Origin of the sequence: Neobacillus massiliamazoniensis (assembly GCF_001048695.1) — a bacterium.
GTDB classification, from domain to species: Bacteria; Bacillota; Bacilli; order Bacillales; family Cytobacillaceae; genus Neobacillus; species Neobacillus massiliamazoniensis.
This window is the reverse complement of the sequence record NZ_CVRB01000003.1, coordinates 302774-326470: the sequence shown is the minus strand read 5'-3', so window position 1 is coordinate 326470 and position 23697 is coordinate 302774. Positions and strand designations below refer to the sequence as shown.

Below are 23697 nucleotides of genomic sequence, written 5' to 3'. Positions count from 1 at the left end.
AATCAATTCATTACATATTGTCCCTAATTAGACACAATCTAACAGTTGAATAGAATTTTGCTCTTCCGCATTAGAAATAGTCCTTGTCCCTTCTTGTTGTCGTACAAACACGGGGGATTTCATGACTTTTCTACATAGGAAAACAAGTTTCCCTCGATTTCATCGAATAAATACCTTTTTAGTACCTCAAGCCACAAGTCCACCTTCTCATCACAGTTGACTTAACTGAAACCTGCTGTTGTTCATTGATTCCGTTTTGATAATACGGATTGTAATTATACATGGGCACGTTCCTTCCTTTTTTATAAAATGTTAATTTGCTTTAAATATTGGTAATTTGTTCTTGAATGGATTTGCTCATTTTTCAGAAGGAGGTGGCGATACTTCAACTAGTCGAGTAGAAGGGAGCCTTTTTTTTAGAACATACCCTTTATAGGGATGATTATAATGGTTGGAATAAAGTTGCTGAAAATCCATACCTTCTGCAAGGTATCAATGCCAATATAACTTGAAACACGCGTCTTTCAACAAAAATTGGATATCTATAAAATCGAATAAAGCACTATTACAGAGCTTTTTAGGAACAACTTGTACATTTAAAGTGGTTCAAGTCTATTTCGATATTTTTAGTTTTAAAAAATCCCCTTCGAGAAAGTTAATTTAATGTCCTCTGTACACTTGAAGGGGATTGCATTATGGCTTAACAGCTCTATTTAAACTAAGGATTGAAGCTCAACAGTTTGTTTCCCAATATACTTTGCTTCCGGACGGAAAATGGTGTTATCCAGTGACTGTTCAATAACATGGGCTGTCCAGCCTACCATCCGGCTGACCGTAAAAGTTGGTGTAAACAAACTAGGGGACATATCAATTGCCTTCATGACTGCAGCAGCATAAAATTCAACGTTCGTGTTGATTCTTCTTCCAGGTTTATATTCTTCAAGTAATTGTACCGCAAGCTTTTCAACATAATAAGCTAGCTCAAGCCATTCATCATCTGCTCCAATTTGTTTGGTAATTTCACTTAGCGCTTCTGCCCGCGGATCGCGTGTTCTATAAACCCGGTGTCCAAAGCCCATTAGATTTTCTTTCCTCTCTAGCTTTTGACGAATCCATATTTCTGCATCTTCTTTATTTGAAATCTCATTTAACATATCGATTACTCCTGTAGGTGCACCGCCATGCAATGGGCCTTTCATGGCTCCGATCGCGCCTGTTACGGCAGAAACCATATCTGATTCGGTAGAAGAAACGACTCTGGATGTAAAAGTTGAAGCGTTCATCCCATGCTCCATTGTTAAGATCATATATCCTTCCAACGCCCTTATAAGTGCGAAAGAATGGCGTTTACCAGTTAACATATATAGATAGTTCTCTACATGACCTAACTCTCTATTTGGAAGAATAATCTTTTCGCCGTTCACTTTTCGATAAATCGCAGCTGTAATGACTGGAATGACTGCTGTTAATCGAATGGCTTGTTCTACAGTAGGTTTCCAACCAAATTCTTTCGTACCTAGAGCAGAAACAACTGTTCGAATCTGGCTCATGATTTCCATGTCACAGGGAAGGGTTTGAATTAATTGATACACATATGAAGGTAATTCACGATTATTTTTCAATGATTCAGAAATCATTTGTTTTTCATGATCATTAGGTAAAAATCCATACCAAATTAAATAGGCTATTTCTTCAAAGGAATACTGTAAAGCCAATTCTTTAGCATTATATCCCCTGTAAATTAATCTTCCTTTTTCACCATCAACCAAGCTGATAGCCGTTTCAGCAGCCACTACATTTTTTAAGCCTTTTGAGATCATCCTCAATCCCTCCACTCTTGTTCTTGCAAAATTCAATTAACTTGATTTTAGAAAGGTTTCCCTATTTAAAGAATCTTTACATTGTTCTATAGAAAAATAGTTGGTTTGGTGCGAATAATAGACTTTTGCAATAGCAAGATTACTACATAGCGAACACTTAATTTGATACGAAGCTTTACTAACATGGGGAGTTTCTAACAATGCTAATGTCTCTTTCATGTGTTTTGTACAGACCCACATAATTTCAACTCCTTCATTAAGCAGTAATGGCAAATTCTTTTAATTGCAAGATGTATACTATTTTGGTTGTTATCTTGAATATCTCATATATTTATTTAATGGAAAGAATGTTTTCTTAATGGGATTAATAATGTAATATTTTCTTTTATTCGTTTCGTTCTTCCTTCCTTACTACATAAATTAAATATTTGCGCATAAAATGAATTATTAACTAGATACAGAATTCAAGGGGGAATTGTATGAAACAATTAGAGCAAAATATTAACACTCACAAATTTTTATCATCCTTATTCTTTTCCGGTGTTTCCTTCTGCCTTAGCTTCTACTTTTGTATATTAGGGGTACCCCTTTATATTTATTCACTTCCAATCTATGCATTTTTACTGCTAATCTCCTTATTCCTTTTTTATCAAACAGATAAGCATCTAAATGATTTCATGAAAGAGGGAATAACGACCTTTACTCAATATCAATTTTATCATTTATGCGTAGGCGTTTATTTAATATTATCGTTTGTATTATTTGGGGTGTCCGTTGCTTATCTTCCATTCTATTACAACGGAGGATTAGTTTTTGTTTGGTACTGTGCTCCAATGTCTCTACTTTGTTTCATTAGTTTCATACAATCGAAAAAACGAATAAATGTTTTAAAAAAGAAATTTCAATATGATAATCTAGATAATAATCTAGAAAAAAAAGAATAGAGACAACGACCTTAGTCTTTGCCTCAGACTGTCGACAAATTCGAAAAATTTCGGGTTTATTGACAGTCTTTTTTTGTAAGGCAGTATTAAACTAGTCTGTTGATTTCCCGTTCCAGGCACTTCGCTTTCCGCGGGCGGTTCGGGGAGCCACCTCGGCGCCTTCAGCCCTGCGGGTTCTCCCCTGTCCCGTACTTCCGCTGGAGTCTTCGCGCCTTCCACTCCAATCAACAGTGTGGAAAAATCAACAATGAACTTTTGCACAGCCTTTTGTATAATTTAAGTACAGTGAATTATTTGCTCATTTTTCGGAAGGAGGAGGATTCGAAGGTGGCTCTACTTTAACTAGTCGAGTAGAAGGGAGCCTTTCTACCTTGCGGTAAATTGTGCTCTCCCCTCCCAGAACCGTGCTTTCACTATTAATGCACACAGCTCCTCCTAGTCATCGTTTACAGAATGTAGCTAATCTCTTTTCCTAAATCATATATATTCTTTCAAAAATCAATTAACTTGTTTTTTGAAAGGTTTCTATTTTTAAAGAAGCTTTACATTGTTCTTTAGAAAAATAGTTGGTTTGGTGCGAATAATATACTTTTGCAATAGCAAGATTACTACATAGCGAACACTTAATTTGATATGAAGCTTTACTAACATGGGGAGTTTCTAACAATGCTAATGTCTCTTTCATGTGTTTTGTACAGACCCACATAATTTCAACTCCTTCATTAAGCAGTAATGGCAAATTCTTTTCATTGCAAGATGTATACTGTTTTCGTTGTTATCTTCAATATCTCATATATTTATTGAATGGAAAGAATGTTTTCTTAATTGGATACATAATGGAATATTTTCTTTTATTCTTTTGAATCATAGAAAATATTTCTTTCATATTTTTAATATACAGGTTTCGATTCGTTCGTCTAAGTTCAAGATATTTTTCTAGGGTGAGAATAAAAGCTTCTGCATTTTTACTTTTTACTAGATTGTTTAAAGAGATTGTGAGGAGTTCTGATGATTGATTTTTAAGAGAATTCATTTGAATATTAAAAAACTCAATTGAATTACTGGTCATTTTTATCACGATTAGTTAGACCGTTCTTCGAGCCAGTCGCCAATCGTAGGATATGTTATTTTTGAAGCTTTACTTCCAAAAGAAATCGAGGTATGCCCAACAGGTAATTTAATATATTGCTTATCTTTGCTTGATATATGATCCATCAATGCTTCTACTTGATGCGGCTGTGCGATAATATCGATTTCACCTGATAAATTGAGCACATTAGCGGTAATTGCCTTAAGGTTAACCTGACGTCCGCGAATGACGAGTTCCCCTTTAATCAGTTTGTTTTTTTGATAAAAATCTCTGATCCACTGTCGATAAGCCTCACCTGGAAATGGAATGCCATCGTTTAACCATTTTTGCAATAATTTAAAGCTCTTAACGAATTTTTCATCTTCGGCACGATCCAAAAGACTGACGTAAGGTCCATAGATGTTTGCCATCGGCTTAAGTAATTTGTTTCCCATGTCAATCATTTCAGGAGGAATAATACCGAGTGTTTGGACCACTTTATCAATATCAAAATACCGCTCATCTAGCATTTCGCCGTATAGACCTGTTTCTTCAAAATCAAATGGAGTAGTCATAAAAACAAGGTTACGGATCGGCAATTCAGGGTGCAGCGCAGCAAATATGGATGTGATTGTACCGCCCATGCAGTAACCAAGCACGGATACTTCCTTCGCATTGGATTTCCGCATTATTTTACGAACTGCACGTGGGATGTAGTCCATTATATAATCATCTAATTTCATGTTTTTGTCTTCGTAGCCTGGTGTACCCCAATCAAGGAGATAGACGTCGAATCCGCGATTAACCAAATATTCAACTAAACTGCTACCCTTAGTTAAATCCATGAGATAAGGTTTATTAATCAGTGCATAAACCAAAAGAAGGGGAATTTTATGTTTATTCGGTTGGTCAGAAATATATCGATAGAGCTTCGTTTTATTTCTGGTCCAAATCACTTCTTTCGGTGTTGGGCCAATTTCCGGCTCCGCATCTACCATTAATACTTTAGTTGCCTTGTTTACACGTTTTAACAAGTGTTGATGCTCCTCAGGTATCAGATCGATAAACTTTTCGAATTCATTTGATAAAATAACGCTCATTTCTCCACCCCTTATTAGAATTATTCATTTTTTACATGAAACACTTAAACATTACTGTTTGCAATAGGTTCTTTTGGAGATTTTAACATCGAAATGATTTGGTTCAGCTTCGTATCAAGACTTTTCATTTCTTTTTTTAAATTTGCTATTTCATTTTGCTGCTGCCCTGAACCATCTTGAATGGTTTCTTCCATAAATTCTTCTAAATCATCCACTTTCGCATCTAAATTGACAATTAGAGAGGAAATATGCGCAAGGTCATGTATGGATGGTAAATTGATTAATTCATAATAACGTTCTGTCGTTTCATTCAAACATTTTTTGAATTGAAGATGGAGTTCTAAAAGCTGCCCAATTCCTTGTGCCGGAAATTCCTTAGCAGTTTGTTCATCAAAAAGGTTGCTGTATTGGGAATAATAGTCTTTCCAAGTATCAAATAAATTAAAGTTTTGTATCATCTTTTCTCCTCCTATTCATCTATAACGGAATATTGCCGTGCTTTTTATTCGGTCGTGCTTCTTTTTTTGTTCTAAGCATTTCTAAAGCCTGTTTCAGAACTTTCCTTGTATCCCTAGGATCGATGACGTCATCAACCATTCCATGCGAAGCCGCAACATATGGATTCGCAAACATATTTCGATATTCATTAATTTTTTCCGAACGAGTCGCTTCCGGATTACTGCTTTGATTAATTTCTTTTGCGAAAATAACATTTGCTGCTCCTTCAGGACCCATTACGGCGATTTCTGCGTTAGGCCAGGCAAATACTATGTCTGCACCAATCGCTTTTGAATTCATGGCCACATAGGCTCCGCCAAATGCTTTTCGAAGTATGACGGTTATTTTGGGCACGGTTGCCTCTGAATAGGCGTACAGAATTTTTGCACCATGGCGAATGATTCCTCCGTGCTCTTGTTTAACTCCAGGGAAAAAACCTGTTACGTCTTCGAACGTAATAATCGGGATGTTAAACGAATCACAGAACCGAATAAATCTGGAGGTCTTATCCGAGGAGTTAATATCCAAGCCCCCAGCCATTACTTTGGGCTGATTGGCAATAATTCCAACACTATTTCCATCGATTCGACCAAATCCCACCACGATATTTTTGGCATAGTCCTTTTGAACCTCCATGAAATCCCCAAAATCCAATACTTGCTCTAATACCTTACGAATGTCATAAACCTTTGTACCATTAAGCGGTACCAAGTCAAGCAGATTTTCCCGCCAATCATCTTCTTCGACGCTTCCCTGAGACTGCGGGCTTTCCATGTTATTTTGAGGAAGATAGGAAATTAATCTTCTTACATCTTCAAGAACTTTCGGTTCAGAATCACCGGTAAAATGTGCACAACCACTAATCGAGGAATGAACATTTGCACCGCCAAGATTCTCTGCAGAAATTTTCTCGCCAGTTACCGTTTCAATTACCTTGGGACCTGTAATAAACATTTGACTGGTTTTTTCGACCATAAACACAAAATCTGTTATGGCAGGTGAATAGACGGCCCCTCCTGCACAAGGTCCCATAATCACGGATATTTGCGGGATTACCCCTGAATAAATGGCATTCCGATAAAAAATTTGACCGTATCCGTCTAAAGAAACAACACCCTCTTGAATCCTGGCCCCACCAGAATCATTTAAACCTATAATAGGTGCCCCATTTTTTGCAGCCAAATCCATGATTTTGCATATTTTTGTTGCATGCATTTCTCCTAATGCCCCGCCAAAAACAGTAAAGTCTTGGGCGAATACGTAGACAAGACGGCCATGAATTTTGCCGTAACCCGTTACGACGCCTTCTCCTGGGCTTTCTAATTTATCCATTCCAAAGTTGGTTGCACGGTGCCGAATGAATGGATTTAATTCCACAAAGGAATTTTCATCGAGCAGTAAATCAATACGTTCCCTCGCCGTAAGTTTACCTCGTTTATGCTGGGTTTCAATTCTGTCGTCACCGCCGCCTAGGACGACCTTACTTTTTCGATCCCATAAATCATAAATTTTCTCATAAACTGTGCTCATTTTTGCCTCACCCCTCTGCAAATGCGTTTAAGCTAATCTTTCCTATTTCTTTGATTCAGGATGTATGTTTTATTAAGAAAAGAGGCTGGCCATATTCGACGAGCTGACCATTCTCTACAAGGATATCAACAATCTCTCCATCCATTTCAGCCTCAATTTCGTTAAATAGTTTCATAGCTTCTAATATGCAAACAACGGTCGATTTCTCAACTTTTTCACCAATTTTAACAAATGGTGCTGCATCCATTCCTGGTGCCCTATAAAACGTACCTACCATTGGCGAGACAATTTTGGAAAGGTTTTCATTTAAATCCATTTTGGGTGTACTATATACCTCTTCAATGATTTCTTTCGCTGTTGCTACTTGAACATGGGCATTTGAAATTCCCTTGTCCACAGCTGTTGTTAAGACGGATGGAGCCTCTGAAACAACTTGTTTTGCTTGGGTTTCAACAGATTTCACCTCCTGCCCAACGACTAGAGCTGATCCAGCATTTCTCTGTATGGAAATTTTAGAATCTCCCTCTTTTATTTCTAAAGTGTTGATTGAAGACTGATCAACCAATTTGATTATTTCTCTAATTTCTTGGATTTTAAACATCTTTCTCTCTCCTTAATAGTTGTTAACTAGATGAATTAAACCTCTATCTTCAATGGATTCGTTTCAAGAAATTTTGTATTAAAATTCCCCTTCACAAAGGATTCATGCTCTAATAATTTTTGATGAAATGGAATCGTTGTCTTGATTCCGCTAATGACAAATTCATCAAGCGCTCTTTTCATCCGCGATATGGCCTCTTCACGGTCTCTTCCCCAAACAATAAGTTTTGCTGCCATCGAATCATAAAAAGGAGTAATTTCATAACCGGGATAGACAAAGCTATCCACTCGTACACCATATCCCCCTGGAGGCAAATACATTTCGACTTTCCCCGGTGACGGCATAAAATTCTTTGCAGGATTTTCGGCATTGATACGGCATTCAATTGCCCACCCGTTGATTTTAATATCTTCCTGTCCAAAAGATAGAGGGTATCCTGCTGTAACTAAAATCTGTTCCTTTATTAAGTCGATCCCTGTGATCATTTCTGTCACTGGATGTTCTACCTGAATCCGTGTATTCATTTCCATGAAATAGAACTGGTTGTTTTTATCTAAAAGAAACTCAACCGTGCCTGCTCCATGATAATTAACAGCTTTTGCTGCAGCAATGGCTGCAGCACCCATCCGCTCACGGGTCTCTTGCTCAAGAGCTGGTGATGGGGCTTCCTCAACAAGTTTTTGATGGCGTCTCTGGATCGAACAATCTCTTTCACCTAAATAAACAATATTACCAAGCCTGTCTCCAATAATTTGAATTTCAACATGACGTGGTTCCTCGATGTATTTCTCCAAATATACGCCGGCGTTGCCAAATGCGGTTTCAGCTTCTTTCTGAGCTTGACGAATAGCTTTACATAAATCCTCTTCATCAACTGCTACTCTCATTCCTTTGCCTCCACCGCCCGCTGTTGCCTTCACAATAACAGGGAATCCAATTTCCTTTGCGATTACTACAGCTTCTTCAAGGTTTTCTATTAGACCATCTATTCCCGGAACGGTTGGCACACCTACACTTTTCATCGTATCTCTAGCGACCGATTTATCCCCCATTTTAGTAATCGCTTCTGCACTAGGACCAATAAACGTTATGCCACAATCTGCGCAGATTTCTGCAAAATTGGCGTTCTCAGCTAAAAATCCGTATCCCGGATGGATAGCATCTGCATTTGTGAATCCAGCAACACTTATTATATTGGGAATATTCAAGTAACTCCCTGCGGATGCCGTTGGTCCGATACAATATGCTTCGTCCGCCATTTGCACATGAAGTGCTTCACGATCTGCCTCAGAATATACGGCAACTGTAGAGATCCCCATTTCCTTGCACGCCCTAATTACCCGAACAGCAATTTCTCCTCGATTAGCAATAAGAACCTTTTTAAACATGTACAAGTTCCTTTCCAGAAGTAATTTTATAGAAAGCCTGTCCTTATTCGATGAGCTGTCCCCCCTACTAGACCCTCATCCAATTATTTTTAAGAGTTTACTAGTACTTTATTAAATACTTCAGTTAGAAGTGGTACCACCTCAAACAAATCACCGACTATTCCATAGTCCGCTATTTGAAAAATGAGTGCTTCTGGATCTTTGTTGATCGCTACAACAACTTTAGCGGTAGACATCCCAGCTAAATGCTGAACGGCACCCGAAATTCCACACGCGATGTACAAATCTGGAGTGATCACTTTCCCTGTCTGGCCGATTTGCAGTGAATAATCACAGTATTCTGCATCACATGCACCACGGGATCCGCCTACAGCCCCTCCCAGGGCATCCGCAAGCTCTTGAAGCGGCTTAAAACCTTCTGCCGACATAACTCCCCGCCCGCCAGCAATCACTATTTTCGCTTCTGATAAGTTTACGCCGCCAGTTGATTTTCGAACTACTTCTTTTACAATCGTCCGTAAATCTTTAATTTCAACATAAAAATGGACAATCTCAATTTTTCGGTTGAGTTCTGACACTGGAAAATTATTTGGGCGGATTGTTGCAAATGGGATACCGGATACAACTTTCTTTTTGACATACGCTTTTCCTGAGTAAATTGGACGCGTAAAGATTACTTCTCCATCTTCTACCTGGACATCTACAACGTCGGAAACAAGCCCCAGCCCAAAACGGCCTGCGATGCGTGGTGCAAGATCTTTCCCGATTGCTGTATGTCCCATTAAAATTGCATCTGGTTCGACTTCATCAATTACCTGACGCATCGCTTGTGAGTAAGCATCTGTTGTATACACCTTCAGCTCTTCGTTACGAATGATATATACTTTATTTGCCCCATGCTTCCCTAGGACATTTGCATAATGAACGGCATCACTTCCGAAAACGACAGCAATAATTTCCCCATCTTCCGCAATGCGCTGGGCAGCAGTCAGTGCCTCCAGCGAAACACCTCTTAGGTTCCCAGCTTTAGCTTCTATCAAAACTAGTACTTTTCTCATTTTGGTCCCCCTAGGTGATTAGATTACCTTGGCTTCACTGCGAAGAATTTCAGCCAATTCAGAAACTTGAGCATTGATTTCTCCGTTCAAGATACGGCCATGTCCTTTCTTCATTGAAAAAAATGTTTCAGTAGTGATTGTTTTTACCTCTAAAACCTTATCTAGATTTAAATCGTCTATCTCCAGCCGCTCGATTGTTTTTTTCTTCGCGTTCTTGATACCGTTTAGTGAAGGTAGACGCGGTTCATTTAATCCCTGCAGTGCAGTAACCAATACCGGAAGTTCAGCCACGACAATCTCTTTATCCCCTTCAACTTCACGCTCAATAATCGCTTTGTTGCCATCAATCTCCAGCTTTGTAATCATCGTTACCTGCGGTATATTCAGTTCCTCAGCAAGGCGCGGCCCAACTTGTCCACAGCCATAGTCAACTGCCACACTGCCGGCTAAGATAAGGTCAAATTCCCTATATTTAATAACAGCCTCCAGGATTTTGGTTGTACTGTATTCATCAAGGTTTAAATCTTCACTATCAACCATTACCGCTTTGTCTGCTCCCATAGCAAGTGCCTTATACAAAGCATTCTTAGCCCGTTCCGGACCTACTGTGATAACGGTTACTTCTCCGCCATGATCATCCCTCAATTGAAGTGCTTCTTCAATTGCATATTCATCGTATGGATTGATAATAAAGTTTGCCCCTTCTTCACTCACGAATCCTCTTTTGAGGACAATTTTCTCTTCTGTATCAAACGTTTGCTTGATTAAAACTAAGATGTTCATTTTCTTGTATCCTTTCTAGATGGCAAGACCGCTTCAAAAAGACCGGAAACTTGTACTTCTCCCACCATTGAGTTATCAGCCTTTTTCTCTACTACTCTCCCAACACTTGGATTGATTTACCAGGGAACGTCATTCCATTATCCCCTTTAATTTCTCCCCATCTTCTTTATAAAAATTTAAAATATTATTTGAGCAGATTTCCAGCAATAACAAGTCGTTGAATCTCTTGCGTTCCTTCATAGATTTGGGTGATCTTGGCATCTCTCATATAACGCTCAACCGGATATTCCCTTGTATAACCATATCCGCCAAATACTTGAACGGCCTCTACCGCTACTTCCATGGCGGTGTCTCCAGCAAACAGTTTGGACATTGCAGACTGAAGTCCGTAAGATATTCCTTGATCCTCACGCCATGCTGCTTGGTAGGTCAATAACCGGGCAGCTTCTATTTTAGTGGCCATATCAGCTAACTTGAATTGGATCGCTTGAAGCGAGCTAATCGGTTTGCCAAATTGGACGCGATTCTTTGCATATTCAAGTGCTTTATCAAATGCCCCTTGAGCGATACCCACCGCTTGCGAAGAGATGCCGTTCCGACCACCGTCGAGGGTCATCATCGCAATCTTGAACCCTTCACCCACTTGACCTAAAAGATTGTCCTTTGGAACACGACATTCCTCAAAAATTACTTCCGTCGTTGCGGAAGAGCGAATGCCCATCTTTTTCTCCTTCTTTCCTACAGAGAAGCCAGGGAAGCCTTTTTCCACAATAAATGCGGTAATACCTTTATGCTTTAGTTCCGGATTGGTCTGTGCGAATACGATATAGGTGTCCGCATAGCCTCCGTTCGTAATAAAAATCTTCGAACCGTTCAAGATCCACTCATCCCCATTAAGGACAGCCGTTGTTTTCATCCCGCTGGAATCAGACCCGGATCCAGGTTCCGTTAAGCAGTATGCCCCCATGCTTCTTCCTTCTGCCATGGCTCTTAAATATTTTTGCTTTTGCTGCTCGGTACCAAATTTATAAACCGGCCATCCAGCTAACGATGTGTGGGCTGAAAGCGTAGTCCCTATGGAAGCATCCACCCGCGACAGTTCTTCCACCGCGATTACATAACTTAAATAATCGGCACCTGCACCTCCGTACTCTTCCGGCCAAGGAATCCCGCATAGACCAAGGTCAGCCATCTTATGCCAAATATTCATGTCAAAATATTCTTCTTCATCACGCTGGGCCGCAGTTGGCTCACATTCGTTCAGTGCAAACTCACGCACCATTTTTTTCATCATTTGATGTTCTTCAGACAATAGAAAGTTCATAATTGCACTCCTTTTTGAATATGTATTTTCAAACAACGCTACGTGTAAAAACTCCCAGCTTAAAGGATGGGAATATTATGTTTATTACACTGTTTGCTCTAGAAACTTTCGGGTATAGATCGTTACCCATCTTCCAAAACAGTTTCTGTTGGCTTACGTCGTTTAATTCTCATTTATTGAGAATATTCTAATATTTTGAAATCTTATTAAGATTATACTCATAAATTTTAATTATATAAAATTAAATATATTAATTTATAATTAAAAATAACTTATATACAGTGGAAACAAGAATAATACTCAAGGTTAAACTCTATTAAAAATGAAAATAAAAAAGTGACTCCCATTTTGAAAGAGTCACCTCATATTTTAGCAATCTATTCTTTTAAAATTTTGTCACATCAATTGGTTCAATACCCTCAGCGGCGCAATAGTCATGGTATTTTTTTAGGAATGTCTCCCAATTATCTCTAGCAAGAATTTCCCCATTCTCACCAATGTAGTCTAATGTTCCTTCTACAATATTGAACGTAATAACATCTTCATCCCCTACAGCCTGAGGTGTATGCTTGGAGCCAGCAGGCTCATAAACCATATCACCAGGTTTGGAAACCCAAGGATCCTCAAGATATCTCCAAGAACCTTGGACAGTATATACGATGACTGTTCCAGGATGGAAATGGGCCGGTAGCTGCATGTTCGCAGGAACCCATAATAATGTAATATTCTGTCCTGTCACAGGGTTGGCCTTTAGTAATTTAAATTTCGCATCTCCAAAATAAGGAATCCAAGGCAGATCATCTGGACAAACATTATTGGCATGATATGCTACTACTTCTTTTATTTCTTTTACTTCTGTCATATCTATCTCCTCTTTCCATGTATTTTTTAAATTCACCTTGTTAACGCTTCCAATATTCCGGTAGTCAACGATTGCGAATTTATTAAATTTAGTATATTTACAATTATCTTTTAAGTAAAATTATTATTTTTAACATGCAATTAAGTATTGTTAATCTACACAGCTACTTGATAGATTCCCAAAACAAGTTTACTAGCTGTAAATTACTTAGCCCCAAGGCCCCCATCAAGAACCAAAATTTGTCCCGTACAATAATCAGAAGCTGATGAAGCAAAGTAAAGGACTGCTCCTGCTAAATCATTGTCTGTACCTAATCTTCTAACCGGTACTTGGGTGGCAATGAAAGCACCTGCTTTGTTAACAAGTGTTCCCGGTATTTCCGGGTTATTCATTCCAGTCGTGAAAACTCCAGGAGCAATGGAATTCACAAACACTCCATGGCGGCCCCACTTAACAGCAAGATCCTTTGTTAAAGTCATAACTGCACCCTTACTTGTTGTATAACCTACAGAATCTACTGCCTCTGGGTCTACACCTTTAAAGCCAATGCTAGAAGAAATGTTAATGATTTTACCATATTCATTTTCGATCATATGTTTTCCTACAGCCTGACACATCAAGAATGTTCCTGTCACATTTGTATTGAGCATGGATTGCCACTGTTCTAAAGACATTTCCGTTGCAGGTGCTTCAAAAACTGTTCCACTGGCGTTGATCAAAATTTCGATTTTCCCAAAATGTGAAAGCGCTTTATCTAAGCATTGAACGACAGATTCAGGATTTGTTACATCCAATGATAGTGCAAGACCTTGACTTCCTAACGCCTCGATTTCTTTCACGACTTCTTCGCAAACCTCTACACGACGTGAACAAACTACCACATTTGCACCAGCTTCTGCCAACACAAGTGCCATTACACGCCCTAATCCGCTACCTCCTCCGGTAACCATTGCTGTCTTTCCTCTTAAATCAAACAATTGCTTTGTTGTCATTCTTGATTTCCTCCTAAATTGAGAATATTTTAAAAATTTTTAAATCTATATTGATTATACTTATAAATTATTATTAAATAAAATTAAAGATTTTAATGTGTAAGTAATTATTACTAATATTCAAAAGGGAGAAATGCTATGAATATTGAACAATTACAATATATTGTTGAAGTCGCAAAATACAGTTCTTTATCTAAAGCTGCACAGAACCTACATGTAACACAATCAACAATCAGCCAGTCCATTACCGGCTTAGAAAAGGAATTAGGTCTTAAAATTCTAAAGCGCTCCCGGGGACACGGTGCTGTGCCAACTGATGAAGGCAGAATGATTCTAAAACTTTCCTTTGAAGTACTGAAAAAGCTTGAGGAAATAAGAGAGACAGTCAACATGATCAATTCCACGGAAGTGGGGGAACTAAAAATATCATCTTTACCCGGATTGATGACGTTACTAGTAAAAGCAATAGCAGCTTTTAGACATGATTTTCCACACGTAAATATGGAGGTTGCTGAAAAAAGTGGTTCAGATGTGATTGAAGATGTTCACCGACATAAGTCTGATATAGGGTTGGTTACATATTCAAGCGATTGGAACATAAACATGGATGGAATCGTTTGTGAACCACTAATCCTTGGGAAACAGAAGGTTTATGTTTCTAAACATTCTCCCTTAGCATTTCTTGGTACCGTAACTCCGCAAGATATACTTGATCAAACCCTAGTCACATATAACGGTGAATTTATGAAGTATTTTGTTCAAGATTTCTTTAACAAATATAAGCCCATGAAAACCCTACTTTCATCAAATAATATGGAAGGAGTTGGCCAAGCCATCATTGAAAGTCTGGCTATTACATTCGCACCAGATTTCGTTATGAAAAATTATCCTCCTGTAGTCTATGGGGACATCGTTGCGGTTGATTTGGTGAATCATGGAGCAGTAAATATTTCTTTAGGCTTAGTTCGATCAGAGAATAAACATTTATCCACTTTTACAAACAAATATATTCATTATCTAAAATCCGAAATTAATAAGAGTTAAGAAAGAAAAAAAGAGAAGCATCTGTTCTATTTAGAACAGAGCTTCTCTTTTTACGAAACTATATATAATAGGAAGAAATAAGTTTTCGATCATTTACACTAAACTAGGAGCCTTTTGTCTATCGTTTTTATCATTCATTAAATGGGTGCTGATTGTAAAGGAAGCCTCCGTCTTCTCGATTACTTCATCAAGTGTAACACCTTCTTGAATTTCCTTAAGAATCATACCCTCAGATGTAAAATCAAACACAGCTAAATCTGTAATCAGACGATGGACCACTTTCTGGCCTGTCAATGGAAGTGTACAATTTTTTTTGATTTTGGATTCATTGTACTTATTCGTGTGTTCCATGATAACCACAATTCTTTTGGCACCATTAACAAGATCCATGGCTCCGCCCATGCCTTTAATCATCTTTCCTGGAATCATCCAATTGGCCAAATCCCCCTGTTCGGATACTTCCATACCGCCCAGGATGGCTAAATCAATGTGCCCTCCCCGGATCATCGCAAAGGACTCCGCACTATCAAAGAACGAACCTCCGATTACCGCGGTAACCGTTTCTTTCCCTGCGTTAATAAGATCAGGGTCTTCACTTCCTTCTACCGGATACGGTCCAATACCAAGCAAGCCATTTTCTGATTGTAATAATACCTGAATTTCATCCGGTATTTCATTTGCCAGTAAAGTAGGCATGCCAATGCCGAGATTTACATTCATTCCATTTTGAATCTCTTGAACGGCACGCTTAATGATTTTTGTTCTGGAATCCATCACTGTTTATTCCCCCTAAATGTTTTGGTGGTATGTTATCCCCTTTACGCGTGCGTTAAATCAGTTCTGACAGTACGGCGCTCAATTCTTTTTACATAATCGGTTCCTTCCAATATCCTTTGGACATAGACCCCAGGTGTATGGATTTCATCCGGATTAAGGGCACCGGGTTCAACGATTTGCTCCACTTCGGCAATCGTGATCCTGCCTGCGGTTGCAGCAAGCGGATTAAAATTTCGTGCCGTCTTCCGGAAAACAAGATTTCCTAACAGATCGCCTTTCCATGCCTTGACGAAAGCAAAATCTCCAACAATCCCTTCTTCAAGAATGTGCAGTTTCCCATTAAAAATCCTGTGTTCCTTGCCCTCCGCAATCGGGGTACCAACACCAGTCGGTGTATAGAATCCAGGGATACCAGCTCCACCTGCCCGAATTCTCTCCGCCAATGTCCCTTGGGGAACTAGCTCTACTTCTAATTCTCCACTTAAAAATTGTTTTTCAAAGATCTTGTTCTCACCCACATAGCTGGCTACCATTTTCTTAATCTGCTTATTGGCAAGGAGAAGACCCAGCCCCCAATCATCCACGCCGCAATTATTACTAACGATGGTTAAGTCCTTTGTCCCCTTTTCCCGCAACGCAAGGATCAGCTTCTCGGGTATTCCCGAAAGTCCAAAACCTCCGACTATGATGGTTGCACCATCTTGTATATCTTGAATTGCTTTATTAAATTCTGTCATTACTTTTCTAAGTCCAGCCAATTTTTTTCACACTCCACAATTTTCCCTTTTATTTTGTAAGACTAACGAGTTTATTTTGACTTTCCATTTTCAATGGTCATCAGAGTAAGTCTCGGATATCTTGTTCTGACAATCCCAACATACACTGCGATTTTGCTCCATAATAGCTAATTCTTGATAACAAGATACACAACGATCAATTTCCACTGCTTCTTTTTCAACTTTACTCATTTCTTCTCCTCCTCGTTTCATCCATTAATAGTTATACTTACTTGCTCTTCCGGCTTTATCGATGGTTGACTTCGCTTTGCGGAACGCACACTGACCCAAAAAACTAAACCGATAACGAACATGATCAAGGAAGTTACTTGAAATCCATAACGATATCCGATGGACTCAGTCCGTGCATATTGGACTAGAAACCCGAACACAAGCGGAGCAATAATACTTGCTGAACTTGAAAGTGCAACGTATGCCCCTTGCGCTTTTCCTATATTTTTCGGAGAGAAAAAGTCCATTAACATGGCTGGTGCAAGTGAAAGAATGACAATCCCAAAACCAGGAGCCAGGATGAAGAACAATATTGAGACAGCATTTGAATTTACCGTACTTGCAATATATAAACAAATAGCAGATAACAGCATCGTAAGACCAGCAACATTTATACGGGCTTTACGAATATCTCCAGTTTTGCGGTAAAGCCTGTCTGAAACAAGCGCAAATCCAATTTGGCAAAGGGCAGCGAAAAGAAAAGGTAATGACACAGCTAGTTTTAGCGTTTTACCATTAAAATGTTGAATTTTGGTAAAGTATGCCGGAAACCATACCGCTTGAACGGCTAATAACCAATAGGCACACCCTGCACATAAAACGATAAAAATGAAATTTTTAGAAAAAAGATGGGGGAAAAACTGGCGCCACGAAACCTTATGGAGCATGGATGAATGCTGCTCCTCTTCCTCAATTACAGGCAAACCAATTTCTTGCGGGCCTTCTTTACCGAAAATCATCCATAAGACTAGCACAATAAGTCCAACGATCCCCATTGCTACAAAAGCAGCTCTCCATCCATCCTGGCTAATCAATGAGATTAATAGTGGTGAAGCAATTGCAGGCCCTATTGTTGCTCCAAAGAGCACAGCACCAAAGCCTATACCATGTCTGTGCTTCGGGAACCATTTCCCGATTAAAGACGTTGATATAGCAACGGCTGGCCCTTCACCTGCTCCCAAGACCATTCTGGTAGCCACCAGCAGAGACAGACTGGAGACAAAAGGTGTGCTAAATTGAACGATCAGCCATACTAATGAGGTCCAAGCTAACATTTTTTTTGTGTTTCTGGAATCGGCCACGCCTCCAAGAATGAAAGAGGAAAAGGTAAAGAACCAAAAGAAGGAACTTCCTATCACTCCCCATTGCGCAGGACTTAAATGCAACTCTTTCATAACGGGAACGGAAACCAAACCAATGATGATTTTATCAACCTGGTTAATCATACCCGTTGCAACTAGAAATAGTAATATAACCCAGGAATATTTTGGTGTTTTCAATGTAAAAATCTCCCCTTACTTTTACTATTCGGGGAAACCTTTGCCAGATATTCGAAAAGAGAGTCCCCATCACATGAATCTAATTGGTGTTCTTTTGAAATGGTTTATAAAGGTAAATTCATACTGATTAAACTAATGTTAACCATTAAATTTTTATTATTTCATTTCCATTACCTAATGTTTTCTGCAATACCACCAGCTGTTTTTTCACGGACGGGAATGCCGCCACGGCCAGCTTTACCTGTTTTCTCATCGATAAACATCGCAAAATCAGGTGCAATTTCACGGCCATTGGGCATTGTGAGCCATAATCTTAATAAATGACGTTTACGTTCCGGTTCTTCATAATCTTCATAAACAGTTCGTGAATGAAGAACGGTATAATTATTGACAAATTGCATATCACCCGGTTCCAGCAGCATATCAATATGCATATCTTTATCATGAAGGAGAGAATCTATTAAGTCATACGCTTCAATTTCAACTTTTGACAGGTAGATACCCGTTTTCGCTTGCGCTGATTCGACATAACCGCGATTAAATCGGCAGCTTAATTTACCTTTGTAATAACTAAAGACTGGTGATGAATAGACTGGAGATTCCCCCGGAGCTTCCTCTCCACGGCGGTCTAATAAATATGGTCGGTAGAGAATACCAAGATACTCCGGGTATTTCTCAAGAATTTCATTATAAACAGCCATCGAACTAACGATACTGCTGAATCCACCAGATTTTGCTTTTCGAAGACTTAATAACCCGACTACGTCAGATCCATCTGGGTGAAAGGGAAGATGTGCATTCGTTTGGTAACCCCGTACATTTGAATCTTGAATGTCAAGTCCTTGGTCAAAGACATGCCCTAAGAGGTCACCTTTTGCATTTTGTGTTGCCGGGGTGCCCAGATGAAGACCAAGACCCCAGTAAATAATGCTCGCTTCCTCATCGGTGTACCTTTCGATTGGTAATCCACGAATTAATAAAAATCCCTTTCCATTCTCCAGTTCGTCAACAAAGTAAGCGATTTCATCAACAAGCTCAGGAATCGGGAAGTCTCCCTTGGTAAAATCAGGTGCTTGCAAACCCTTTTGTTTAACTTTCATTAAGGCGTTTTCAAGGGATGTAATCGCTTTCTCGGACAAATAATAAATCCATGAATTATCTTTAGCCAGTTCAATCCCTTTCCATGCTGCAGGTCCTTGAATTTTTTCCTTTAAAATGGACACCACGATACTCCCTCCTTAGTTTCCTAATGGAATAATTTAAATTTTCCCTATTGCTTTCTCCCCCCTTTTACTTAAATGGAAGCGTTTTTAATAACAACTATTGAAATAGTGTTAATATTGCTATCACATTAATTATATTCATAATTTTCAGTTAAATAAAATTAAAATTATCAATTTGCATATGAGAATTACTTATATAGAAACCAGGACTCGATCCTGTTTTAAGATTCGATGCGTTTTAGTATGGTGATTTTCTTTATTTTCGTTTATTAACAAAGTAGTTTTCACCCTACTTATATTAGTACTATTAAATTACAGATTAAAATCTTTAATTTTGATAAACTATACTTTTTATGTAGAATAAGAGAGGTAGATATGAGTTAATTATTCCAAAATCCACTCCGGGTTTTGCGGGTTAAATCGAACTAGGGGGTTATACAATGGACTTAAAGTTATCTGGAAAAAAAGCGCTAATAGTAGGAGGAAGCCGCGGGATTGGGAAAGCGATTGCCCGCCAGTTAGCACTGGAAGGTGCAGATTGTACAATTTGTTCAAGAAATGAATCCTCTTTAAAGGCTGCTGCAGATGAATTAGCGCAAGAAACAAAAAGAAATATTTACCCGATCACGGCAGATATCACGGATCCTGAATCTATCAAAAATTTGGTAGAAAAAACAGCGGCTGCCATGGGCAGTATTGATATTCTCGTCAACAGTGGGGCACGGGTTGGCGGTGGAGATCCAGAGGATTTTCACGGCATTAAAGATGAACTTATTTTAAAAGATTTTGAAGAAAAGTATATGGGGTATTTCCGCAGTATGCGGGCTGTTGCACCTTATATGATTGAAAATAATTGGGGACGTATCATCAATATAAGCGGCTTGGCTGCCAGAATCGGTGGAAACTATTTTAGCTCAGGTCCCCGCAATGCATCTGTTGTCCATTTAACAAAATCGGCATCACTGGAATTAGGCAAGCATGGAATTACTGTCAATGCGATTTATCCAGGAATTGTCGATACGGAAACAAATAGAGAACGAATGACAAGTGAGGAGGCTTTGAGTAAGGCAGCAGCATTGAGTCCGCTTAACCGCTTAATCACAGCGGAGGAAATTGCTAATGTCGTTACCTTCCTAGCTTCACCTTTGTCGGGATCGATTACCGGCGATGTCATTTCGGTAACTGGCGGCATTGGGAATAACGTTTATTACTAAGAATATTAAAAAAGTAGAATATGCAAAGCTTATTAAAAAAACGAGCCTCATTAAAATCCTAAAGGGTTCCGTTTTGAGGTCCTTTTTTAAAAATTTGTATCAAAATGACAATCGTTTTGACGTAGCTTTTGGCATATAAAAAAGCAAAACTCGCCGCAACTTTTTTTGGCGAGTTTTCTTGATTCCATAATTCCCAAACCATCTTCAACTAAAACCCCCGATTGTTGAACAAGCAACATCCTATAGATTAATTTGATATTAGATTCATCCTTTAGCTGATTCACCGCCATCTATAACCATAACGTGCCCATTTATATATGAAGCTTGATCAGAGCATAACCAAATTGCAGAGTCAGCTATATCGTTTGGATCTCCAATTCTTCCTAGAGGAATAACTGATTCAGTTTGGCTTTCAGTAACTCCTGTTTCCATAAATACCTTTTCTAATAAAGGTGTGCGGATCGCACCAGGACAGATAACATTAATACGTATATTTGATTTCGCATATTCAAGTGCGGAAGACTTTGTTAGACTAATAACTCCAGCTTTACTTGCAGCATAAACTGATGCAGTCGGAGTTCCTCCTAAACCATTAATCGATGAAATGTTTACAATATTTCCGTAACCTTGCTTCAGCATCTGTTGTATCTGAAATTTCATACATAGCCATACACCTTTAAGATTAGTATTGATAACTGTCTCAAAATCATCTTCTATAGTATCAGCAATTGGTGCAAGACTTCCTATTACTCCTGCAGCATTACAAGCAAAATCCAGACTTCCAAAATTATCTACGGTTAATTGAATTAATTTTTTAACCTGTTCAGTAGAACTCACATCGGTTTGAAATGAAAGAGCTTCTCCCCCCATTTCTCGAATTAAGTTCTGAGTTTCTTTAATCGTTTTAGGTGATCTTCCTGCCACAACTACTTTTGAACCTTTATTAGCAAAATTTATAGCTATAGCTCTTCCAATCCCTGAACCCCCGCCTGTAACCAAAGCTACCTTATTTGTAAATGAATTCATTTCCCCTCCCCTTTCTTACCTTAAGGATATTTTCAGTAAGTAAATTTATGAACAAAACTGACCCTCGTTAGCATTTAACACCTAAAAAAGCATCGGTTTTAGCACCGATGCTTTACTGTTTTTAATTTGTTTTTCATCAAATTAAATAGCACAATTTTAACTATTTCTTTTTTAAGTTAAATCGAGTTATTTCTATACCATCTAAAGTTACTATAAGAGAAGCATCTAAAGCATTATCCTTAAGTTTATTTAGCTTTTCTTTTGATGGAACTATTAGAGGAACTTGTGGGTTTTCTTCGCTTACACCCAAATCGAAAGTTAAAATGTATTTCCCATTTTTATTAGGATAGATTTCCCCATCAAAAGAAGTTCCGTATCCTACGCCCGTTCCATCATATGAAGAGGGTTTAAAAATATTAAAACCAGCTGTTTCTTTGGAGATAGCTACTAATTTATCACTTGGTTCAATTTTAACTTGTAACCCCTTACCAATTCCTCCTATTTTTTTATGACCATTATTTTTAATTTCAAATTCATAATATAACACCGTTGGTACGAGTTCTTGCCCTTTCTTATCACCTTCTGTTATACCTATTGCACCGACCTTATTTTTATCATTAACAATATCAGCTTTTGAATTTACAAGTTCTAAAGATGATTTAGATGAGCAAGCTGTTAAAAGAGTAAAAAGTAATATTAAGCCTAAAGGCATAATATATCGTTTCATTTTGAACCCCCTTTTTTTATCCAACTATACCCATATTTTATCATAATATTTCCACATTTTTGAAAAATACCTGTTTCCTCAACTTCCTTTGGCTGATTTTATCACAAATTAATCTTGCTCTGCCTAAGTAACAACAGCATCCCTTTTGTTTTATAAAAAATCAGACTAAACACCGACGTACAAGAGCTATTGTAAAAGTATATTTTTATCCTAAAATTAGTGCTTTTTTTGCTGCCTAAATTGTGTAAATGGCTTTATATTAATAAAAATGACCTACCCGATTTTGTGGATAGGTCTGTGATATTAAATACTATTTGATTGTTTTGTCCCCTTCAATGGACCCGTTACTAAAATCCGGGGCTCGTTTCATTTTGAACTTTTTATCCTATGGTAAGACTAACTCACATATTGGTGCTCTCCAAGAACTTGCCGATTTTAGATACAGTCGATTCAATGTTCTTGGAGAAAATAGCCATGTGTCCAAAAAAGCCGTGGATCATCCCGGTCTCACATGCATATTCAACTGGTACACCAAATTGTTTCAGACATTCAGCATAAGCCATTCCTTCATCCCGAAGGACATCATTTTCCGCAGTAATCACGATGGCTGGCGGAAGTCCGCTTAAAGTTTTAGCAATCAAAGGGGACGCGTACTCATTGTACCTGTCCGCTTCATTCCTTAAATAATGATCACGGAACCATATCAATTGCTCCCGATCCAAACCAAATCCTTTTGCGAATTTTCGATGGGATTCCGTATTTAACTCAAGGTTTGTCGGAGGGTAGATTAGGACCTGTGCATTAATGGCGGGACCTTTTCTGTCTCTCGACATCATCGTGACTACCGTTGCCAGATTCCCACCTACGCTATCCCCGCCTACTGCCAATCTAGTAACATCTCCGTTAAAAGAGGTCCCGTTTTTAAAGACCCACTCCAATGCCGCATAAGCGTCTTCGACTGGGATCGGGAATTTATACTCAGGTGAAAGACGATAGTTTACCGATACGACAATATTATTCGTCTTATTTGCAATCATTCGGCAACTGGGGTCCACCGATTCAATATCTCCAAGGACCCAACCGCCGCCATGATAGTAAACAAATAGCGGGAATGGACCTTCCCCTTCCGGGATGTATATCCTGCATTTAATTTCATCATCCAGACTCACCGGAATCATTCTATCCTCTACATTTGAAAGTTGATCTACAGTTACGTCAGCATGCGGAGCTTTCAAAAGCATCTCTCTCACGGTCTTTGGATCCATTGTATGAATAGGAGGCATCATATTAAATGCCTGTAAATATTTCTCTGCTTGCGGATCTAAATTTGCCATGAAACATCATCCTCACTTCCAACTATATTAAATTAAATTTCAACACATTAAATGGTGGTTTTTTCCACCATTTTTCGATGAAAAAAACCACCATAC

Annotated in this window: 24 protein-coding genes; 3 read left to right on the top strand and 21 right to left on the bottom strand. The window is 38.6% G+C overall.

Going from position 1 to position 23697, the window contains the following annotated elements:
• Window positions 1-713: 713 nt before the first annotated feature.
• Window positions 714-1826, bottom strand: coding sequence for a citrate synthase/methylcitrate synthase (locus BN1082_RS14350; protein ID WP_281177015.1), 1113 nt, complete (start codon window positions 1824-1826; stop codon window positions 714-716).
• Between the two features lie 473 nt (window positions 1827-2299).
• Here BN1082_RS14350 and BN1082_RS14340 point away from each other — a divergent pair, with 473 nt between their 5' ends.
• Window positions 2300-2764: a hypothetical protein gene (locus BN1082_RS14340; RefSeq protein WP_090635286.1), complete on the top strand. Its 465-nt coding sequence runs from the start codon at window positions 2300-2302 to the stop codon at window positions 2762-2764.
• 502 nt (window positions 2765-3266) lie between these two features.
• Here the strand turns inward: BN1082_RS14340 and BN1082_RS27580 are convergent.
• The 11 genes from BN1082_RS27580 to BN1082_RS14275 all read right to left on the bottom strand — a co-directional run bounded on the left by BN1082_RS27580 (window position 3267) and on the right by BN1082_RS14275 (window position 13969).
• Complete coding sequence (locus tag BN1082_RS27580) at window positions 3267-3449, bottom strand: hypothetical protein (protein WP_176699803.1); 183 nt, start codon at window positions 3447-3449, stop codon at window positions 3267-3269.
• Window positions 3450-3844: 395 nt separating this feature from the next.
• Window positions 3845-4933, bottom strand: coding sequence for a class III poly(R)-hydroxyalkanoic acid synthase subunit PhaC (phaC, locus tag BN1082_RS14320; protein ID WP_090635282.1), 1089 nt, complete (start codon window positions 4931-4933; stop codon window positions 3845-3847).
• Window positions 4934-4977: 44 nt separating this feature from the next.
• Window positions 4978-5391 carry a hypothetical protein gene (locus BN1082_RS14315; RefSeq protein ID WP_090635281.1) on the bottom strand — a complete coding sequence of 138 codons (414 nt, stop codon included), beginning with the start codon at window positions 5389-5391 and terminating at the stop codon, window positions 4978-4980.
• Between the two features lie 19 nt (window positions 5392-5410).
• Entirely contained in the window at window positions 5411-6961 is a 1551-nt protein-coding gene (locus tag BN1082_RS14310; RefSeq protein ID WP_090635280.1) for an acyl-CoA carboxylase subunit beta, read from the bottom strand.
• A gap of 55 nt (window positions 6962-7016) precedes the next feature.
• Entirely contained in the window at window positions 7017-7562 is a 546-nt protein-coding gene (gene accB, locus BN1082_RS14305) for an acetyl-CoA carboxylase biotin carboxyl carrier protein (protein WP_090635279.1), read from the bottom strand.
• 35 nt (window positions 7563-7597) lie between these two features.
• Entirely contained in the window at window positions 7598-8950 is a 1353-nt protein-coding gene (accC, locus tag BN1082_RS14300) for an acetyl-CoA carboxylase biotin carboxylase subunit (protein ID WP_090635278.1), read from the bottom strand.
• 89 nt (window positions 8951-9039) lie between these two features.
• Window positions 9040-10008 (bottom strand): electron transfer flavoprotein subunit alpha/FixB family protein, encoded by a 969-nt coding sequence (locus BN1082_RS14295; RefSeq protein ID WP_090635277.1) that lies wholly within the window; start codon window positions 10006-10008, stop codon window positions 9040-9042.
• Window positions 10009-10026: 18 nt separating this feature from the next.
• The gene (locus tag BN1082_RS14290; RefSeq protein ID WP_090635276.1) at window positions 10027-10791 is read right to left on the bottom strand and encodes an electron transfer flavoprotein subunit beta/FixA family protein; all 765 of its coding nucleotides are present in this window, start codon (window positions 10789-10791) and stop codon (window positions 10027-10029) included.
• Between the two features lie 184 nt (window positions 10792-10975).
• Entirely contained in the window at window positions 10976-12115 is a 1140-nt protein-coding gene (locus BN1082_RS14285; RefSeq protein ID WP_090635275.1) for an acyl-CoA dehydrogenase, read from the bottom strand.
• Window positions 12116-12500: 385 nt separating this feature from the next.
• Window positions 12501-12977: a 2,4'-dihydroxyacetophenone dioxygenase family protein gene (locus BN1082_RS14280; RefSeq protein ID WP_090635274.1), complete on the bottom strand. Its 477-nt coding sequence runs from the start codon at window positions 12975-12977 to the stop codon at window positions 12501-12503.
• A 203-nt stretch (window positions 12978-13180) separates the two neighbouring features.
• A complete protein-coding gene (locus tag BN1082_RS14275; RefSeq protein WP_090635273.1) occupies window positions 13181-13969 on the bottom strand; it encodes an SDR family NAD(P)-dependent oxidoreductase in 789 nt (262 codons plus the stop codon).
• Between the two features lie 138 nt (window positions 13970-14107).
• Here BN1082_RS14275 and BN1082_RS14270 point away from each other — a divergent pair, with 138 nt between their 5' ends.
• A complete protein-coding gene (locus BN1082_RS14270) occupies window positions 14108-15013 on the top strand; it encodes a LysR family transcriptional regulator (RefSeq protein WP_090635272.1) in 906 nt (301 codons plus the stop codon).
• 93 nt (window positions 15014-15106) lie between these two features.
• On the opposite strand, the gene BN1082_RS14265 is transcribed toward BN1082_RS14270, so the two are convergent.
• The 5 genes from BN1082_RS14265 to BN1082_RS14250 all read right to left on the bottom strand — a co-directional run bounded on the left by BN1082_RS14265 (window position 15107) and on the right by BN1082_RS14250 (window position 19303).
• Window positions 15107-15787 (bottom strand): 3-oxoacid CoA-transferase subunit B, encoded by a 681-nt coding sequence (locus BN1082_RS14265; protein WP_425412173.1) that lies wholly within the window; start codon window positions 15785-15787, stop codon window positions 15107-15109.
• Window positions 15788-15831: 44 nt separating this feature from the next.
• A complete protein-coding gene (locus BN1082_RS14260; RefSeq protein WP_090636479.1) occupies window positions 15832-16527 on the bottom strand; it encodes a CoA transferase subunit A in 696 nt (231 codons plus the stop codon).
• Window positions 16528-16617: 90 nt separating this feature from the next.
• A complete protein-coding gene (locus BN1082_RS27575; protein WP_176699765.1) occupies window positions 16618-16758 on the bottom strand; it encodes a hypothetical protein in 141 nt (46 codons plus the stop codon).
• Between the two features lie 17 nt (window positions 16759-16775).
• Window positions 16776-18077 (bottom strand): MFS transporter, encoded by a 1302-nt coding sequence (locus BN1082_RS14255; protein WP_090635270.1) that lies wholly within the window; start codon window positions 18075-18077, stop codon window positions 16776-16778.
• Between the two features lie 170 nt (window positions 18078-18247).
• The gene (locus BN1082_RS14250; protein ID WP_090635269.1) at window positions 18248-19303 is read right to left on the bottom strand and encodes a TauD/TfdA family dioxygenase; all 1056 of its coding nucleotides are present in this window, start codon (window positions 19301-19303) and stop codon (window positions 18248-18250) included.
• Between the two features lie 437 nt (window positions 19304-19740).
• Between BN1082_RS14250 and BN1082_RS14245 the strand changes: the two genes are divergently transcribed.
• A complete protein-coding gene (locus BN1082_RS14245; protein WP_090635268.1) occupies window positions 19741-20514 on the top strand; it encodes an SDR family NAD(P)-dependent oxidoreductase in 774 nt (257 codons plus the stop codon).
• 58 nt (window positions 20515-20572) lie between these two features.
• Here the strand turns inward: BN1082_RS14245 and BN1082_RS27570 are convergent, their stop codons facing one another.
• From BN1082_RS27570 to BN1082_RS14230, 4 genes are all read right to left on the bottom strand, one after another.
• Window positions 20573-20722 carry a hypothetical protein gene (locus tag BN1082_RS27570; protein ID WP_176699802.1) on the bottom strand — a complete coding sequence of 50 codons (150 nt, stop codon included), beginning with the start codon at window positions 20720-20722 and terminating at the stop codon, window positions 20573-20575.
• A 56-nt stretch (window positions 20723-20778) separates the two neighbouring features.
• Window positions 20779-21540: a glucose 1-dehydrogenase gene (locus BN1082_RS14240; protein ID WP_090635267.1), complete on the bottom strand. Its 762-nt coding sequence runs from the start codon at window positions 21538-21540 to the stop codon at window positions 20779-20781.
• A 160-nt stretch (window positions 21541-21700) separates the two neighbouring features.
• Entirely contained in the window at window positions 21701-22267 is a 567-nt protein-coding gene (locus tag BN1082_RS14235) for a hypothetical protein (RefSeq protein WP_090635266.1), read from the bottom strand.
• A gap of 401 nt (window positions 22268-22668) precedes the next feature.
• A complete protein-coding gene (locus BN1082_RS14230; protein WP_090635265.1) occupies window positions 22669-23601 on the bottom strand; it encodes an alpha/beta hydrolase in 933 nt (310 codons plus the stop codon).
• Window positions 23602-23697 lie beyond the last annotated feature (96 nt).

Coding starts and splice junctions, on each gene's coding strand:
- BN1082_RS27580 (WP_176699803.1), bottom strand. CDS start 3,449: ATGAAAGAGACATTAGCATTGTTAGAAACTCCCCATGTTAGTAAAGCT.
- accC (WP_090635278.1), bottom strand. CDS start 8,950: ATGTTTAAAAAGGTTCTTATTGCTAATCGAGGAGAAATTGCTGTTCGG.
- BN1082_RS14295 (WP_090635277.1), bottom strand. CDS start 10,008: ATGAGAAAAGTACTAGTTTTGATAGAAGCTAAAGCTGGGAACCTAAGA.
- BN1082_RS14280 (WP_090635274.1), bottom strand. CDS start 12,977: ATGACAGAAGTAAAAGAAATAAAAGAAGTAGTAGCATATCATGCCAAT.
- BN1082_RS14260 (WP_090636479.1), bottom strand. CDS start 16,527: ATGACAGAATTTAATAAAGCAATTCAAGATATACAAGATGGTGCAACC.
- BN1082_RS14310 (WP_090635280.1), bottom strand. CDS start 6,961: ATGAGCACAGTTTATGAGAAAATTTATGATTTATGGGATCGAAAAAGT.
- BN1082_RS14285 (WP_090635275.1), bottom strand. CDS start 12,115: ATGAACTTTCTATTGTCTGAAGAACATCAAATGATGAAAAAAATGGTG.
- BN1082_RS14290 (WP_090635276.1), bottom strand. CDS start 10,791: ATGAACATCTTAGTTTTAATCAAGCAAACGTTTGATACAGAAGAGAAA.
- phaC (WP_090635282.1), bottom strand. CDS start 4,933: ATGAGCGTTATTTTATCAAATGAATTCGAAAAGTTTATCGATCTGATA.
- BN1082_RS14265 (WP_425412173.1), bottom strand. CDS start 15,787: ATGGATTCCAGAACAAAAATCATTAAGCGTGCCGTTCAAGAGATTCAA.
- accB (WP_090635279.1), bottom strand. CDS start 7,562: ATGTTTAAAATCCAAGAAATTAGAGAAATAATCAAATTGGTTGATCAG.
- BN1082_RS14245 (WP_090635268.1), top strand. CDS start 19,741: ATGGACTTAAAGTTATCTGGAAAAAAAGCGCTAATAGTAGGAGGAAGC.
- BN1082_RS14340 (WP_090635286.1), top strand. CDS start 2,300: ATGAAACAATTAGAGCAAAATATTAACACTCACAAATTTTTATCATCC.
- BN1082_RS14235 (WP_090635266.1), bottom strand. CDS start 22,267: ATGAAACGATATATTATGCCTTTAGGCTTAATATTACTTTTTACTCTT.
- BN1082_RS14275 (WP_090635273.1), bottom strand. CDS start 13,969: ATGACAACAAAGCAATTGTTTGATTTAAGAGGAAAGACAGCAATGGTT.
- BN1082_RS14270 (WP_090635272.1), top strand. CDS start 14,108: ATGAATATTGAACAATTACAATATATTGTTGAAGTCGCAAAATACAGT.
- BN1082_RS14315 (WP_090635281.1), bottom strand. CDS start 5,391: ATGATACAAAACTTTAATTTATTTGATACTTGGAAAGACTATTATTCC.
- BN1082_RS14230 (WP_090635265.1), bottom strand. CDS start 23,601: ATGGCAAATTTAGATCCGCAAGCAGAGAAATATTTACAGGCATTTAAT.
- BN1082_RS14240 (WP_090635267.1), bottom strand. CDS start 21,540: ATGAATTCATTTACAAATAAGGTAGCTTTGGTTACAGGCGGGGGTTCA.
- BN1082_RS27575 (WP_176699765.1), bottom strand. CDS start 16,758: ATGAGTAAAGTTGAAAAAGAAGCAGTGGAAATTGATCGTTGTGTATCT.